The organism is Bacteroides sp. MSK.18.37 (genome assembly GCF_019129155.2).
In the GTDB taxonomy this organism is placed as follows: Bacteria; Bacteroidota; Bacteroidia; order Bacteroidales; family Bacteroidaceae; genus Bacteroides; species Bacteroides ovatus.
The window spans coordinates 437,028-451,807 of the sequence record NZ_JAHOIB020000001.1; the positions used below are offsets into that span (position 1 = coordinate 437,028).

General features: G+C 47.9%; 13 protein-coding genes. All 13 read left to right on the forward strand.

Annotated features, from left to right (window positions below; translation table 11 throughout):
- Positions 1 to 20 precede the first annotated feature (20 nt).
- Genes KSX81_RS01790 through KSX81_RS01850 form a run of 13 tightly spaced genes read left to right on the forward strand, consistent with a single transcriptional unit; the run spans position 21 to position 14,775 of the window.
- Positions 21 to 2,738, forward strand: a complete 2,718-nt coding sequence (locus KSX81_RS01790) for a helicase HerA domain-containing protein (protein ID WP_057097649.1) — start codon at positions 21 to 23, stop codon at positions 2,736 to 2,738.
- Positions 2,735 to 5,260, forward strand: a complete 2,526-nt coding sequence (locus KSX81_RS01795; RefSeq protein ID WP_007850404.1) for a hypothetical protein — start codon at positions 2,735 to 2,737, stop codon at positions 5,258 to 5,260. The genes KSX81_RS01790 and KSX81_RS01795 overlap by 4 nt, the downstream gene beginning before the upstream one ends.
- Complete coding sequence (locus tag KSX81_RS01800; RefSeq protein WP_007850407.1) at positions 5,257 to 5,988, forward strand: hypothetical protein; 732 nt, start codon at positions 5,257 to 5,259, stop codon at positions 5,986 to 5,988. The genes KSX81_RS01795 and KSX81_RS01800 overlap by 4 nt, the downstream gene beginning before the upstream one ends.
- Before the next feature lie 22 nt (positions 5,989 to 6,010).
- Complete coding sequence (locus KSX81_RS01805; protein ID WP_057097711.1) at positions 6,011 to 6,769, forward strand: DUF5045 domain-containing protein; 759 nt, start codon at positions 6,011 to 6,013, stop codon at positions 6,767 to 6,769.
- Positions 6,770 to 6,795: 26 nt separating this feature from the next.
- The gene (locus KSX81_RS01810) at positions 6,796 to 7,929 is read left to right on the forward strand and encodes a hypothetical protein (protein WP_007850414.1); all 1,134 of its coding nucleotides are present in this window, start codon (positions 6,796 to 6,798) and stop codon (positions 7,927 to 7,929) included.
- Positions 7,930 to 7,959: 30 nt separating this feature from the next.
- Positions 7,960 to 8,355 carry a hypothetical protein gene (locus KSX81_RS01815; RefSeq protein ID WP_007850417.1) on the forward strand — a complete coding sequence of 132 codons (396 nt, stop codon included), beginning with the start codon at positions 7,960 to 7,962 and terminating at the stop codon, positions 8,353 to 8,355.
- A 3-nt stretch (positions 8,356 to 8,358) separates the two neighbouring features.
- Positions 8,359 to 8,973: a conjugative transposon protein TraK gene (gene traK / locus KSX81_RS01820; protein ID WP_007850420.1), complete on the forward strand. Its 615-nt coding sequence runs from the start codon at positions 8,359 to 8,361 to the stop codon at positions 8,971 to 8,973.
- Between the two features lie 11 nt (positions 8,974 to 8,984).
- A complete protein-coding gene (locus tag KSX81_RS01825) occupies positions 8,985 to 9,350 on the forward strand; it encodes a hypothetical protein (protein WP_007850421.1) in 366 nt (121 codons plus the stop codon).
- Positions 9,347 to 10,489 carry a conjugative transposon protein TraM gene (traM, locus tag KSX81_RS01830; RefSeq protein ID WP_007850426.1) on the forward strand — a complete coding sequence of 381 codons (1,143 nt, stop codon included), beginning with the start codon at positions 9,347 to 9,349 and terminating at the stop codon, positions 10,487 to 10,489. Before KSX81_RS01825 ends, traM begins: the two co-directional genes overlap by 4 nt.
- A gap of 35 nt (positions 10,490 to 10,524) precedes the next feature.
- Complete coding sequence (gene traN, locus KSX81_RS01835) at positions 10,525 to 11,370, forward strand: conjugative transposon protein TraN (protein ID WP_007850428.1); 846 nt, start codon at positions 10,525 to 10,527, stop codon at positions 11,368 to 11,370.
- 2 nt (positions 11,371 to 11,372) lie between these two features.
- On the forward strand, positions 11,373 to 11,879 hold the full coding sequence (locus tag KSX81_RS01840; protein ID WP_085959361.1) for a hypothetical protein: 507 nt from the start codon (positions 11,373 to 11,375) through the stop codon (positions 11,877 to 11,879).
- Between the two features lie 7 nt (positions 11,880 to 11,886).
- Positions 11,887 to 12,558 (forward strand): hypothetical protein, encoded by a 672-nt coding sequence (locus KSX81_RS01845; protein ID WP_007850432.1) that lies wholly within the window; start codon positions 11,887 to 11,889, stop codon positions 12,556 to 12,558.
- Between the two features lie 36 nt (positions 12,559 to 12,594).
- Entirely contained in the window at positions 12,595 to 14,775 is a 2,181-nt protein-coding gene (locus KSX81_RS01850) for a type IV secretory system conjugative DNA transfer family protein (RefSeq protein ID WP_007850433.1), read from the forward strand.
- The last annotated feature ends 5 nt before the right edge of the window (positions 14,776 to 14,780 follow it).

Below are 14,780 nucleotides of genomic sequence, written 5' to 3' on the forward strand. Positions count from 1 at the left end.
CCTTAATTGTAAATAACCGAATGATTACATACATCTTCCTGATTTTTATTGCCATTTGCGCAGGCATGGCCATTTCGGTCTATGCCTTTGGCACGGGAGGCAAACGGAAGCGGATATTCCAGGACATCTATTTCTCCGTGGAAAATGCAGACGGTATCGGTGTGATATATACCAAGACAGGCGAATATTCCGCTGTGCTGAAAGTGGAGAATCCGGTGCAGAAGTATTGTGCCAACATCGATGCCTATTACGAGTTCACCCAACTCTTTACCGCCATAGCACAGACATTGGGAGAAGGATACGCCCTACACAAGCAGGACATTTTTGTAAAAAAGAGCTTTGAGGGAATGAACGGTGAGGAACGTGAATTTCTCTCTTCATCCTATTTCCGTTACTTCAACGGCAGACCATACACCGACAGCGAATGTTATCTGACCATCACTCAGGAATCCAAGAAGAGCAGCCTGTTTTCATACGACAGCAAGAAATGGCGTGATTTCCTCGTGAAGATACGCAAGGTGCATGACCAGTTGCGTGATGCAGGTGTTCAGATAAAGTTTCTGGGCAAACAGGAAGTCAGCGACTATGCAGACCGCTACTTCGCCATGAATTTCAGAGACAAGGTAGTCTCCATGACCAATTTCAAAGTGGATGACGAATGTATCTCCATGGGCGACAGGCGTTGCAAGGTATATAGCCTTGTGGATGTGGATAGCGTAAGCCTGCCTTCCGTCATCCGTCCTTACATGAATGTGGAAGTCAACAACAGCAGTATGCCAATGGATTTGGTATCTGCGGTATCATCCATACCCAACGCCGAAGCCGTGGTGTATAACCAGATGATATTCATTCCCAACCAAAAGAGAGAGTTGGCCTTGCTTGACAAAAAGAAAAACCGCCATGCGAGTATGCCCAATCCCGGCAACCAGATGGCAGTCGAGGACATCAAGCGTGTGCAGGAAGTGGTGGCACGAGAGAGCAAGCAATTGGTATATACCCACTACAACCTTGTGGTAGCCATATCCGCAAAGACCGACATCCACAAATGCACGAACCATCTGGAGAACAGTTTTTCGAGGATGGGTATCCACATATCCAAGAGAGCCTATAACCAGTTGGAGCTGTTCGTCAATTCCTTTCCCGGCAACTGTTACGGCATGAATCCGGAGTATGACCGTTTCCTCACTTTAGGAGATGCGGCCACCTGTCTGATGTACAAGGAGCGCATCCTGCATAGCGAGAAGACACCTTTGAAAATCTATTATACGGACAGGCAGGGTGTACCTGTGGCTATCGACATCACAGGAAAAGAGGGCGCGGAAAAACTGACCGACAACAGCAATTTTTTCTGTTTGGGGCCTTCGGGAAGCGGCAAGAGTTTCCACATGAACAGCGTGGTGCGCCAGCTTCACGAGCAAGGGACTGATGTGGTCATGGTAGATACCGGTAACTCATACGAGGGATTGTGTGAATACGTGGGAGGCAAATACATCTCCTACACGGAGGAACGCCCCATTACCATGAATCCGTTCCGCATCAACCGACAGGAACTGAACGTGGAGAAGACCGGTTTTCTGAAAAACCTTGTCCTGCTGATTTGGAAAGGAAGCCAAGGGACTGTCACCAAGACAGAAGACAGACTGATAGAACAGGTCATCACAGAGTATTATGACACCTACTTCAACAAGTTTAACGGCTTTACACCGCCCCAAAGGGAGGATTTGCGCAAAAGTCTCCTGATTGACGAGCGCAACAAAGGCGGCAACCGTTCCGAAAACGAAGCGGAACTGAACGCACGGATAGAAAAGGTTATCGACGAGATAGAGCGAAGAAGAAAGGAACTGAAAGTGGAATCATTGTCATTCAACACATTCTATGAGTTCTCCGTACAACGCATCCCCGACATCTGCAACGAGAACAGCATTTTGGGGATAGACTTCTCTACCTACCGCTATATGATGAAAGACTTCTACCGGGGCGGCAATCACGAAAAGACCCTGAACGAGAATATGGACAGTTCGCTGTTTGACGAGACCTTCATCGTCTTCGAAATCGATTCCATAAAAGATGACCCGCTCCTGTTCCCCTTGGTGACGCTCATCATCATGGACGTGTTCTTGCAGAAGATGCGCATCAAGAAGAACCGCAAGGTCTTGGTCATTGAAGAGGCATGGAAAGCCATCGCTTCCCCACTTATGGCGGAATACATCAAGTTTATGTACAAGACCGCCCGAAAGTTCTGGGCAAGCGTGGGTGTGGTGACACAGGAAATCCAGGATATCATCGGCTCTGAAATCGTAAAGGAAGCCATCATCAACAACTCCGATGTGGTGATGCTGCTTGACCAAAGCAAATTCCGTGAACGCTTCGACACCATCAAGGCGATACTCGGACTGACCGATGTGGACTGCAAGAAAATATTCACCATCAACCGATTAGAAAATAAAGAAGGACGTTCATTCTTCCGTGAGGTCTTTATCCGCCGTGGCACAACCAGCGGAGTCTATGGTGTGGAAGAGCCGCATGAATGCTATATGACCTACACCACGGAACGAGCGGAGAAAGAAGCGTTGAAACTCTACAAGACAGAGCTACAATGCAGCCACAAGGAAGCTATCGAGCGGTATTGTGCCGATTGGGATGCTTCCGGGATAGGCAAATCCCTGCCGTTCGCCCAAAAAGTGAACGCTGCCGGGAAAGTATTGAATCTTCATCAGCCAAAGACAAAACAACAATGAAACGGTTCGCTCTCATAATAATGACAATAGCCACGATTTTCGTCCAACAGGCCCACGCCCAGTATTACAGCGTGAACTTCGATGCGAAAACCGTGGCCGCAATGGTTGCAGCCTACGGTACAGGAACTGTTGCCGAGGCATATTATGACGAGCAGGTACAAGCCATCCTGAAACACTATAAGGCTTCGGAAGTGGCAACAGCCGGTATATTCGCAAGCAAATTCCTGGAGCGCAGAGCACTCACAGATTTGGGCATCTGGAGCAGCACCACGGAAAATTATTACTATCGGAGAATCTATCATTTAGTGGCACACAAGATTATCCCCAAGACATGGATTGTCGCCAAGCTGATGCTCCGTTCCCCTCAGACAGCCCTTCATTGGGGCAGCTATCTGATGAAGGTGTGTGATGATACCAAAGCCCTCTGTATGCAGTTCGAGAGCATTGTCACCAACAGCACCTTGTCATTTTCTGACATCGCCTTTTTGGAGTTCAACGAAGAGATAGCCGCTATTTTGAAACTCTCGAAAATCGGCAATGTGGATTGGAAACGCCTCTTTGACGACCTATCCAAAGTTCCGGGCAATTTCACGAAAGAGAACCTAAAAGCCGATTTGGACAAACTCTACCAAATAGGAGCCGGTCTTGCCACTTCGGGTATCACCAACATCGGTAACGCCCTTTTGCAGCAAAACTCTTTCCATGAGCTGATGAACGGCAAGGTCAGCAAGGCCATTGACATCTACGAGCATTACAGCGGTCTCTTCGAGCAGTTGGAAAACAATGCAGGACAGACCATACTTGGTATCGTGGGCGGTCCGGACAATGTGGCAGGATTGTTCAAGTTCAGTGATTACAACCTCACTTCGTGGATTACCGATTATTTAGATGAGACTTCGGGCAGCTATTATACCCAGCGGTGGTATATCGCCAGACGTGACCGTGGCAGCGTGCCGCTTTGTGACTATGTGCCTCCGACCGATGACAAGAGCATTCTTGAAGGTGGCGAATGGACCCGCTTCAAGACAAGCGATCCGAATTTCTATCCCAATGCCTCGCAACGGGAACAGGCCCTTTCCAATTCGGAGCGTTATGCAGGATGGTCAAGAAACAGGGTGCAACAGCTCAACAATGCCAATGACGGATTCAATTACGCCATCAATTATTATCAGCACAGTTACGTCATCAAAAAAGGAAAGAAGCAGACCAAGAAAGCATACGCCTACGAAATCCACGTCACGAAAAGTTGGGACAACGAGGAAGTCGTTTACGAGGATCTGTTTGACTCCTACTCCATGGACTTGAACACTTTCAAGGCACAACTAAATGCACTTTTGTCAGAGTTCAACGAGAACGAAGACGGGTATGTCTATTATATCGCGTCCGACAGCCGGAACTATTATCAGGCAACCAACGAAGAGAAGCTGAAAGGCTGTGAGACGGTAACAATCAGTGTGACCTGTTCGGATGGAGCGACACTTGGGCAGGGAACGACCCAGTACAAGTGCCGTAAATGCGGAAAGTCGCTTAACGCCCATTCTAAAGAGTGTGCGATGAAGACCACAGCCGAGAGCGAAGAACTTGACTTGTCGGAACTGGACGCTCTACAACGAGAAGCGGACAACAAAGTCTATTCGCTCCAATCTCAAATATCGGCATTGGAGAAAGAAAATGAATCCCTTATCAAACAGATAGCAAATGCCAGTGTGGAGGATGCTGTCTCACTCCGTCAGAAATACAATGAGAACAAGGCGGAAATAGAGAGGCTGAAGCCGGAGCTTGCCACCTGGCAGCAAAAACAGGCTGAAATCGCACAGGCGAAAGAAGAATCAAAAAACGACAATGATGTGGCGACCGATGACTACTACCGCATCCCGGCAATCATGCAGGACTGCAAGACGGCTTACAACATCACTTGGCAGGATAACGGCTCTTGGAACGGCTACACTTTTATCAGAAAAGGGACGATATCCAATATCAACGGTATCATCACGTTAAGGGCAACACTGAAAATCGCACGCAAACCGAAATATTTTCTAGGTATCAAGATACACAGAGCCATCCTGCAAATCTCGTGGGACTTGACCACGGAATATTCCGATACCCACGTGGTGGAAATAATGACACTCGATCCCGGCATGAACGAAAAGGAGAAGGCGAAGTTAGTCAACGACCGTATAGCCGAGATTGCGAAAGAATATCCGAAATGCAAGATAACTACGGAATATGCACGGACAGCCCCACAGGATGACACGAAAACCAACGACATGTACCATCTACTTTGGTCGAGCGACCGTCTTGAGATTGCCCGTGAAGTGGATTCCCGGCTTACGAAGATTTATGCGGACTTGGTATCGTTGGAAAAGATGATGCACTACAAGCGCAGTATCATCGACGTGCTGAAGGATGTGCTGCCACCAATCAATGACGAACAGGGGCGCAGGCTGTCTCTTGTGGAAGAATGCCACGACCGGTGGATGGAGATCGTAAGAAACAAAAAGATCAAGGAGGGCAAGCGATGAACACAGGCAAGACATACATATTAGGATTGATACTCATGCTGCTTGTCCCTTTGTCCGCAAAGGCTCAGTGGAGTTTTGATGTAGGAACGGTAGAAGCCTACATCAACGACCATAAGCAACAGCGCAGCCTGTTGCTGGCCCGCTCCACATTGGAACACAGCAACAAACTCCTGCACGAATACAGCTGTAAGGAGACTGTCGGTTACAAGGAGTTGAACGTGGATTTGGATAAATACACCAGAGCCTTCGATGTGATTGACGTGATGTACCAGTCGCTACGCACGGCGTTGAATGTCCATTCCACCTATCAGGGAGTCAGTGACAGAATCTCTGACTACAAGGCGATGCTTGAAGATTTCAACGAAAAAGTCATCAAACGGAAGCACATTGAGTTGGCAGATACGCTGATACTCTCCATCAATGCCAGAGCCATACGGATGATAGCCCAGGAAGGCGAATACCTCTACAAGTCCGTGAGCGATTTGGTATTGTACGCCACAGGAGCGGCAGTCTGTTCCACTTCGGACTTGCTGATGGTGCTGAACAGCATCAACCATTCTTTAGACACTATCGAAAGACATCTGAACAGGGCCTACTTCGAGACGTGGCGGTACATACAAGTCCGTATCGGCTATTGGAAAGAGAAAGTCTATCGCACCAAAAGCAAACGGGAACTTATAGACGATGCTTTCGGCAGGTGGAGGCAATCAGGAAAACTGGATTATTGACAACGAAAAAACAGAGAAATATATGAAATGGATATTGACAACAGTAATGATGATGGCTGTGACAATCGGAGCGAAAGCCCAATATGTCACTTACAACCACGATTCTCCCAAGATGAATCAGATTACAGTGGGAGAAACCGGAGTCGGTGCTCTCAAACCTGAACTTTATTACACGTTGCTGCACAACAAATACAAGAAAACGGCAGCAGTAAAGAACAAGCTCGCATTCCGCACGACGGCAGGTGTGGCGTCCTATCAACAGGTGGACGAGGCAGAAGCCATTGACTCCGCACTGACCAGCCGGGCCAAGATTGAAGCCTTGAATGTGGCAGACCGACAGGTGGATCTTGCCTGGCTTGCGGAAAAGGACAAGGTAGAATCCCAGATGCGGCAGTTTCAGAAGAACATAGACCGCATATTGCTGACAGGCGGCTTACCAAAAGAGAAAGAACGTTGGAGCGACTACTACCAGGTATATCAATGCGCCATCAAAGCGACAAAGGATGCCTATATGCCCAATGCAGAGCGAAAGCGACAATATCTGCAAATCTATGCCGATGTCTCCAAGCAGAATGATGTGCTGGTCAAATACCTCGTCCAGTTGAGCAACCGCAATGCCACGAAAAATCTCCTTTCGGCAAGCAACAACCGCTCGATAGACAAGAGAAGCATCATCAGCAATGCCATGAGCCGCTGGAATGAATCCCGGTCGGCAGTACGAGGGTCGCAAGGCGATGGCGGAAGCGATGACGGAAACGGTAATGAGAGTGTAAACAGATAATAATAGTATGATAAACAAACAGACAAATGGCAAGCGGAGATATACTTTCAGACTTCGGCATCAATCTGCTTGAAGAAGAGATAGATGACGTGATTTTTCAGACCAACGAGTTCCTGACGGATGCCACGTTTACAGGTTCACAGGGGCCGTTTTGGTGGATATTGCAGATGTGTATGGCACTCGCAGCCCTGTTCGCCATTATTATGGCGGCAGGCATGGCGTATAAGATGATGGTCAAGAACGAGCCGCTGGATATTATGAAGCTGTTCAAGCCGTTGGCGATTTCCATCATTCTCTGTTGGTGGTACCCACCGGCAGACACAGGCATGGTAAACAGCGGCAGCAACTGGTGTGTGTTGGACTTTCTGTCCTATATCCCGAACTGCATCGGTTCTTATACGCACGACCTGTATCAGGCAGAAGCCACACATATTGAGGATAAATTCCAGGAGGTGCAACAACTCATTTTTGCGAGAGACACGATGTACACCAGTCTGCAAGCACAGGCAGATGTGGCGCACAGTGGCACTTCCGACCCCAACCTGATAGAAGCCACCATGGAACAGACAGGTGTGGACGAAGTGACCAATATGGAGAAAGATGCAGCCAAACTATGGTTCACCTCTCTCACATCGGGAATCATGGTAGGAATAGATAAAATCGTGATGCTCATAGCCTTAATTGTTTTTAGAATCGGTTGGTGGGCAACAATTTACTGCCAGCAAATCCTGCTCGGAATGCTGACGATATTCGGTCCGATACAGTGGGCGTTCTCGCTATTGCCCAAGTGGGAAGGAGCCTGGGCAAAGTGGCTGACAAGGTATCTGACAGTACATTTTTATGGTGCGATGCTCTACTTCGTCGGGTTTTATGTGCTGTTGCTTTTCGACATCGTGCTTTGCATACAGGTAGAGAACCTGACGGCAATCACGGTAAGTGAGCAGACAATGGCAGCTTACCTGCAAAACTCCTTTTTCTCGGCAGGCTACCTTATGGCAGCAAGTATCGTGGCATTGAAATGCCTGAACCTTGTTCCGGACTTGGCCGCCTGGATGATACCGGAGGGCGATACCGCATTCTCAACCCGAAACTTCGGTGAGGGTGTGGCGCAGCAGGCAAAGATGACAGCGACAGGTGCAATCGGCACATTGACAAGATAAGATTAACAAACAATTAAACAGAATAAAGAAATGGAATTACAAAAGAAATTTGACAAATGGCTGGAGGACGAAAAGTTTGTGACCTTTGCCAACAAGCGTTTGAAAGACGAGATTTTACACGTACCAGAAAACCATCTTCTTGACCCTAAACATGAAGAGTTGGAAGAGGGCTTTGAGAATTACGACTGTTATGCAGCTCCTTTGGCGACATACCTGACCTACTGTTTGCAACTGGCCAAATGCAGCAGGAATGCCAAGAAACGCAAACGAGGCATTTGGTGGGTGTATGTACAAGTCCATATACTGGGATTCTACACCAAAGTATTCGCTTGTGAGTTTGAAAATCTGGTCAGGATGGTTAATGAAGAGATTATGCTCATACTCCACAGTGAATATACCCAAAGTTTAAGAATACAAAGACAGTAAGGTATGGTTATCAAGAATCTGGAAAATAAAATCAAACTGGTCGGCATCATCTGTTCGCTCTTCCTTGCCGGCTGCATCATCATCAGCATGGGCAGTATCTGGACGGCAAGGACGATGGTTGCAGATGCACAACAGAAAGTATATGTATTGGACGGCAACGTGCCTATACTGGTCAACCGCACCACCATGGAAGAAACCCTCGATGTGGAAGCCAAGAGTCATGTAGAGATGTTCCACCACTTCTTCTTTACGCTTCCACCCGATGACAAATATATCCATTACACAATGAACAAGGCGATGTATTTAGTGGATGAGACCGGATTGGCACAGTACAATACGCTCAAAGAGAAAGGCTTTTACTCCAACATCTTAGGAACGAGTGCCGTCTTTTCAATCTATTGCGACAGCATTGCCTTTGACAAGGGGAAAATGGAGTTCACCTACTATGGCCGTCAGCGTATCGAGCGCAGGAGCAATATCCTGATGCGTGAATTAGTGACGGCAGGACAGCTCAAACGAGTGCCCCGAACAGAGAACAATCCGCATGGGTTGTTGATCGTGAACTGGCGCACCCTTCTCAATAAAGACATCGAACAGAAAACGAAAACAACTTATTAAAACGTACAGTTATGAACATCAAAGGATTCCGCAGGATGCTGGTCGGCGAGAAAATACCAGACAAGAACGATCCTCAATATAAAGAGCGGTATGAACGCGATGTGAATGCAGGGCGCAAGTTCGCCAAGGCGACACGCATAGACAAAATGGCGGCAAAGATACAGGAGTTTGCCAACAGGAACAAGATCCTGTTCTTGGTCATGGTATTCGGCTTTGTCATCGGCACATTCACATTCAACATCTACCGTTTGGCAAAAGCCTACCACCACGGACAGGAAACGAGAAGTGCCACGGAAGTACAGGACAGCCTGCTCAGGAAACGGCACAAGGATTTGGTAACACCCATAGTAGAACCCCGACAATCAGAACAGCGATGAAGAATATATTTGAGAAAATCAATTTCAAGCAGCCGAAGTATATGCTTCCTGCCATTCTGTACATACCGTTGCTGGCCGCCTCGTATTTCATTTTCGACCTGTTCAATACGGGGAAAGCGGAGATACCCGACAAAAGCCTCCAGACAACGGAGTTCCTGAACCCCGACCTGCCCGATGCCACGATTAAGGGCGGAGACGGAATCGGAAGCAAATATGAGAACATGGCAAAATCGTGGGGAAAGATAGCCGATTACACGGCGGTTGACAATATAGAACGAGAAGAACCCGATGATGACAAAGAAAAATACGAGTCACAGTACAGCCAGGACGAAGTCGCCCTCTTGGGCGAACTGGAACAGCAGAAAGCGTTGGCCGCAGAAGCAGCCGAAGCCGGAACGAGAGAACAGGAAGCCCTCAAGGAGTTGGAACGTGCCCTTGCTGAAGCAAGGCTGAAAGCGCAGGAGCAGGTTGCCCCGATTATGGAAGACAGCCTTGAAGAGCAAGCCGACACCCCTGTTGCCGTCAGCGGAACCATCGAGGAAGACAGTCGTGCCGTAAGTGCACCATCCGATACCGAGAAGCCGGGTGAAATGGTCAAGAAGGTCAAAGTACCTTCCGATTATTTCAACACCATTGCCCACAACGAACACGAACCGAACCTTATCAAGGCAATCATTGACGAAAATGTCAAAGCCGTGGAAGGCAGCCGTGTAAGGCTTCGTCTGTTGGATGATGTGGAGATAAACGAGACGGTCGTCAAGAACGGGTCCTACCTCTATGCCATTATGAGCGGTTTTTCCTCGCAAAGGGTAAAAGGGACTATCAGCAGTGTGCTTGTGAACGATGAAATCATCAAGGTCAGCCTTTCCCTTTACGACACCGACGGACTGGAGGGATTGTATGTGCCGTCCAGTTCCTTCCGGGAAACCGCAAAGGATGTGGCCAGCGGAGCGTTCAACAGCAATATGAGCATGAACACCGGTGGTAACGGGAACAGTCTGACACAATGGGGTATGCAGGCTATTCAGGATGCCTACCAGAAGACCAGCAACGCCATCAGCAAGAACATCAAGAAGAACAAGGTCAATCTGAAATACGGCACGTTTGTCTATATCATCAACAGCCAGGAGAAAAAATAATACAGAGTAAATAATCCATTCAAAGATTCAGAAATATGAAAATCATCAAAAATATCTGTACCGGAATTGCGGCAGTGTTCTCGATTCTGCCGACTTTCGCCCAGCAGACCTACGAGGAATTGGAGCAGCTGACCGTCAACGAGCAGGTGACGACCGTCATCACCGCTTCCGAACCCATACGTTTCGTGGATATTTCCACGGACAAGGTGATTGGAGACCAGCCTATAAACAACACCATTCGTCTGAAGCCCAAAGAGACCGGGCATGAAGACGGAGAAGTGCTTGCCATCGTCACCATTGTCACGGAACGTTACCGTACCCAATACGCGCTGCTCTATACCACAAGAATGCAGGAAGCCGTAACGGACAAGGAGATAGAGTTCCAGGAACGGAATGCCTACAACAATCCGACAGTCAGCATGTCTGTGTCGGACATGAGCCGATACGCCAGACGAATATGGAACTCTCCTGCAAAGTACCGGAATGTGAGCAACAGGAAACACCGCATGAATATGAGACTGAACAACATCTATGCGGTCGGAGATTACTTTTTTATTGACTTCTCCATTGAGAACAAGACAAACATCCGTTTTGACATTGACGAGATCCGGGTAAAACTCGCTGACAAGAAAGTTTCCAAAGCGACAAATGCCCAAATCATAGAATTGACTCCGGCATTGGTTCTTGAGCAGGCGAAATCATTCCGTCACGGCTATCGCAATGTGATTGTGGTCAAGAAGATGACCTTCCCAAACGACAAGGTGCTTACCATTGAGATGACAGAGAAACAGATAAGCGGCAGGAACATACGTCTGAATATCGACTATGAGGATGTGCTTTCAGCCGATTCGTTTAATGCCGTATTGTTAGAGGAGGAATGAGCATGAGAAGAATTGTATCGGTATCGGTGGCAATCGTTGTATTTGCCATCACCGTCAAGGCACAAAATAACAGCGACCGGCTTTCTTTAGGTGTAGGTTGCCTATACCAAAATGGTCTGGATCTTACCCTCTCCTACGAGCACGAGGGCAAATACCACCATGCTTGGGAGTTTTTCGCCAACGCTTACATCAAGTGGGCCGAATGCGCCTCCTGCAAGCATATCTGTCCCGAATCATTCTGGAAGAATTACCACAGCTATGGGTTCGGTGTCGCCTACAAGCCTTGTGTGGTACGTGGGCGCAATCATTACGGCAATGTCCGTATCGGTGCGTCGGCAGGAAGTGATACCCATCGTTTCTTGGGAGGTATCCACCTCGGATATGAGCACAATTATGTATTGCGTGGTGGCTGGCAGTTGTTCTGCCAGGTCAAGACCGATTTGATGATAAAAGGCGAAGACCTGTTCCGCACAGGCATTGTCTTAGGTGTAAAATTACCATTAAACTAAAGGAAAGATGAAAAAGAAGATATACAACAAAATAAGCAGACTGGTCGGGATGTTGGCCATCACCGCTTTATTCATGGCTTGTGACGAACACCGGGATTTTCCGGACACGGCAATGAAGCCCTGTCATATCCTATGCACGGACGGAAAAGTATTGTCGGTATCGGACTTCAGGAAATCCGAAAAAAAGCCCATTGCCGTGGTGTTCCATATCAATCACGATGAGAACACCGAGGGTAACGGCTATGCCGTCTATCTGTGGGATTTGGAGCCATTGGCTTTTGCCGACAGCATTGGCGTAAAGCAAAACACCTCCGCCGACATCACCGCACTGGACGGATTTGAAAACACTTTCGCCCTATTGGACGCGAGAGAAACATCCTCGCCACTGGCAGAGAAAGTTTTTGATATGTGGAGATACGGCCAATCCGCCTATGTCCCATCGGTGGCACAGATGCGCTTGCTTTATCATGCCAAGGAGCAAATCAATCCTATTATCAAGATGTGCGGTGGAGACACCATTTCCGTTGAAGCCGATGATTGCTGGTACTGGACAAGTACGGAGGTCAATGAACAACAGACCGCCAAAGCATGGCTCTATTCTATGGGAAGCGGAACGATTCACGATACGCCCAAAATACAGGCTCATAAATCAAGGGCAATCATCACATTGAGAGATTGAAAACCAGATTATTAAAGGAATTAGCGAATAACAGCTATGGAAGAAAGTAAAGAATTACAAGGCTTTTACAAGATATTCCGCTCGGTCATCTATATCTCCATCCTAATGGAGTTCTTCGAGTATGCCATCGACCCTGCCATGCTTGACCATTGGGGAGGCATCCTCTGCGACATACACGGACGCATCAAACGGTGGGTGATATACAATGACGGAAATCTTGCGTACAGCAAACTTGCCACGTTCCTGCTTATCTGCATCACCTGTATAGGCACGAGGAACAAGAAGAAACTGGAATTCAATGGCCGCAAGCAAGTCCTCTATCCTATCATAGCAGGTATAGGGCTGATTGTGCTTTCCGTATGGCTGTACGGTTATCCGATGGAAACAAGGCTTTATTCCTTGCGCCTGAACATCTGGCTCTATATGATTGCCTCCGTGGTCGGCGTGATACTGGTTCACATCGCCCTTGACAATATCTCCAAATTCCTCAAAGAGGGTTTGCTCAAAGACCGCTTCAACTTTGAGAATGAAAGTTTCGAGCAATGCCGGGAGTTACAGGAAAACAAATACTCGGTCAATATCCCCATGCGCTATTATTACAAGGGCAAGTTCCGTAAAGGCTGGGTGAACATCAACAACCCTTTCCGAGGCACTTGGGTGGTCGGTACACCGGGCAGTGGTAAGACTTTTTCCATCATAGAACCGTTTATCCGGCAGCACTCTGCAAAGGGCTTTGCCTTAGTAGTTTACGACTACAAATTTCCGACATTGGCTACCAAATTGTACTATCATTACAAGAAGAACCAGAAGCTCGGAAAACTGCCCAAGGGGTGCAAATTCAACATCATCAACTTCGTGGATGTGGAATACAGCCGCAGGGTAAATCCTATCCAGCTGAAATACATCAACAACCTAGCTGCCGCATCCGAAACCGCAGAAACCCTGCTTGAGTCCTTGCAGAAAGGCAAGAAAGAAGGAGGCGGTGGCAGCGACCAGTTCTTCCAGACCTCCGCTGTCAACTTCCTGGCAGCCTGTATCTATTTCTTCTGCAATTGGGGCAAAGAGCCCTTCGACAAGGACGGTAATATGCTCACGGCTGAAAAAGTACAGGACAAACAGACCAAGAGGATGATACCCACCGGGCGAGTATTCAATTCCGCAAGCGAGGAAGTAGAGCCGGCCTACTGGCTCGGAAAGTATTCCGATATGCCTCATATCCTTTCGTTCCTTAACGAGAGCTATCAGACCATCTTTGAGGTGTTGGAGACCGACAACGAGGTGACGCCGTTGCTCGGTCCGTTCCAGACCGCCTTGAAGAACAAGGCAATGGAACAGTTGGAAGGTATGATCGGTACGTTGCGTGTCTATACCTCGCGTTTGGCGACCAAAGAGAGTTATTGGATATTCCACAAGGACGGTGATGACTTCGACTTGAAAGTTTCTGACCCCAAGAATCCCTCATACCTGCTTATTGCCAATGACCCGGAAATGGAGAGCATCATCGGTGCGCTGAACGCCCTTATCCTCAATCGTCTTGTTACAAGAGTAAACACCGGACAGGGCAAGAATATCCCGGTAAGCATCATCGTGGATGAGTTGCCTACTCTGTATTTCCACAAGATTGACCGCCTTATCGGTACGGCACGAAGCAACAAGGTGTCGGTAGCGTTGGGATTTCAGGAGTTGCCGCAGCTCGAAGCGGACTATGGAAAGGTAGGTATGCAGAAGATTATCACCACTGTCGGCAATGTGGTCAGCGGTTCTGCCCGTTCCAAAGAGACCTTGGAATGGTTATCATCCGACATCTTCGGTAAGGTAGTACAACTCAAAAAGGGTGTAACTATCGACCGGGACAAAACCTCCATCAACCTCAATGAGAATATGGATAGCCTTGTTCCGGCATCCAAAATCTCCGATATGCCTACCGGCTGGATATGCGGTCAGACTGCACGTGACTTTGTGCAGACAAAAACAGGAAGCGGTGGAAGCATGAACATTCAGGAAAGCGAGGAGTTCAAGACCTCCAAGTTCTACTGCAAGACGGATTTCGACATGAAGGAGATAAAAAAGGAAGAAGCCGGCTATGTACCGCTTCCTAAGTTCTATACCTTCAAATCAAGGGATGAACGGGAACGCATCCTTTACAAGAACTTCGTACAGGTTGGAGAGGATGTAAAAGAAATGATACAAGAGATTCAGAAATATAAAGTCAAATAAATATG

Excerpts from the sequence above, each read along its gene's own strand:
- KSX81_RS01840 (WP_085959361.1), top strand. The coding sequence starts at position 11,373 with ATGAGAAGAATTGTATCGGTATCGGTGGCAATCGTTGTATTTGCCATC.
- traM (WP_007850426.1), top strand. The coding sequence starts at position 9,347 with ATGAAGAATATATTTGAGAAAATCAATTTCAAGCAGCCGAAGTATATG.
- traK (WP_007850420.1), top strand. The coding sequence starts at position 8,359 with ATGGTTATCAAGAATCTGGAAAATAAAATCAAACTGGTCGGCATCATC.
- KSX81_RS01810 (WP_007850414.1), top strand. The coding sequence starts at position 6,796 with ATGGCAAGCGGAGATATACTTTCAGACTTCGGCATCAATCTGCTTGAA.
- KSX81_RS01800 (WP_007850407.1), top strand. The coding sequence starts at position 5,257 with ATGAACACAGGCAAGACATACATATTAGGATTGATACTCATGCTGCTT.
- KSX81_RS01815 (WP_007850417.1), top strand. The coding sequence starts at position 7,960 with ATGGAATTACAAAAGAAATTTGACAAATGGCTGGAGGACGAAAAGTTT.
- KSX81_RS01845 (WP_007850432.1), top strand. The coding sequence starts at position 11,887 with ATGAAAAAGAAGATATACAACAAAATAAGCAGACTGGTCGGGATGTTG.
- KSX81_RS01825 (WP_007850421.1), top strand. The coding sequence starts at position 8,985 with ATGAACATCAAAGGATTCCGCAGGATGCTGGTCGGCGAGAAAATACCA.
- traN (WP_007850428.1), top strand. The coding sequence starts at position 10,525 with ATGAAAATCATCAAAAATATCTGTACCGGAATTGCGGCAGTGTTCTCG.
- KSX81_RS01850 (WP_007850433.1), top strand. The coding sequence starts at position 12,595 with ATGGAAGAAAGTAAAGAATTACAAGGCTTTTACAAGATATTCCGCTCG.
- KSX81_RS01805 (WP_057097711.1), top strand. The coding sequence starts at position 6,011 with ATGAAATGGATATTGACAACAGTAATGATGATGGCTGTGACAATCGGA.
- KSX81_RS01790 (WP_057097649.1), top strand. The coding sequence starts at position 21 with ATGATTACATACATCTTCCTGATTTTTATTGCCATTTGCGCAGGCATG.
- KSX81_RS01795 (WP_007850404.1), top strand. The coding sequence starts at position 2,735 with ATGAAACGGTTCGCTCTCATAATAATGACAATAGCCACGATTTTCGTC.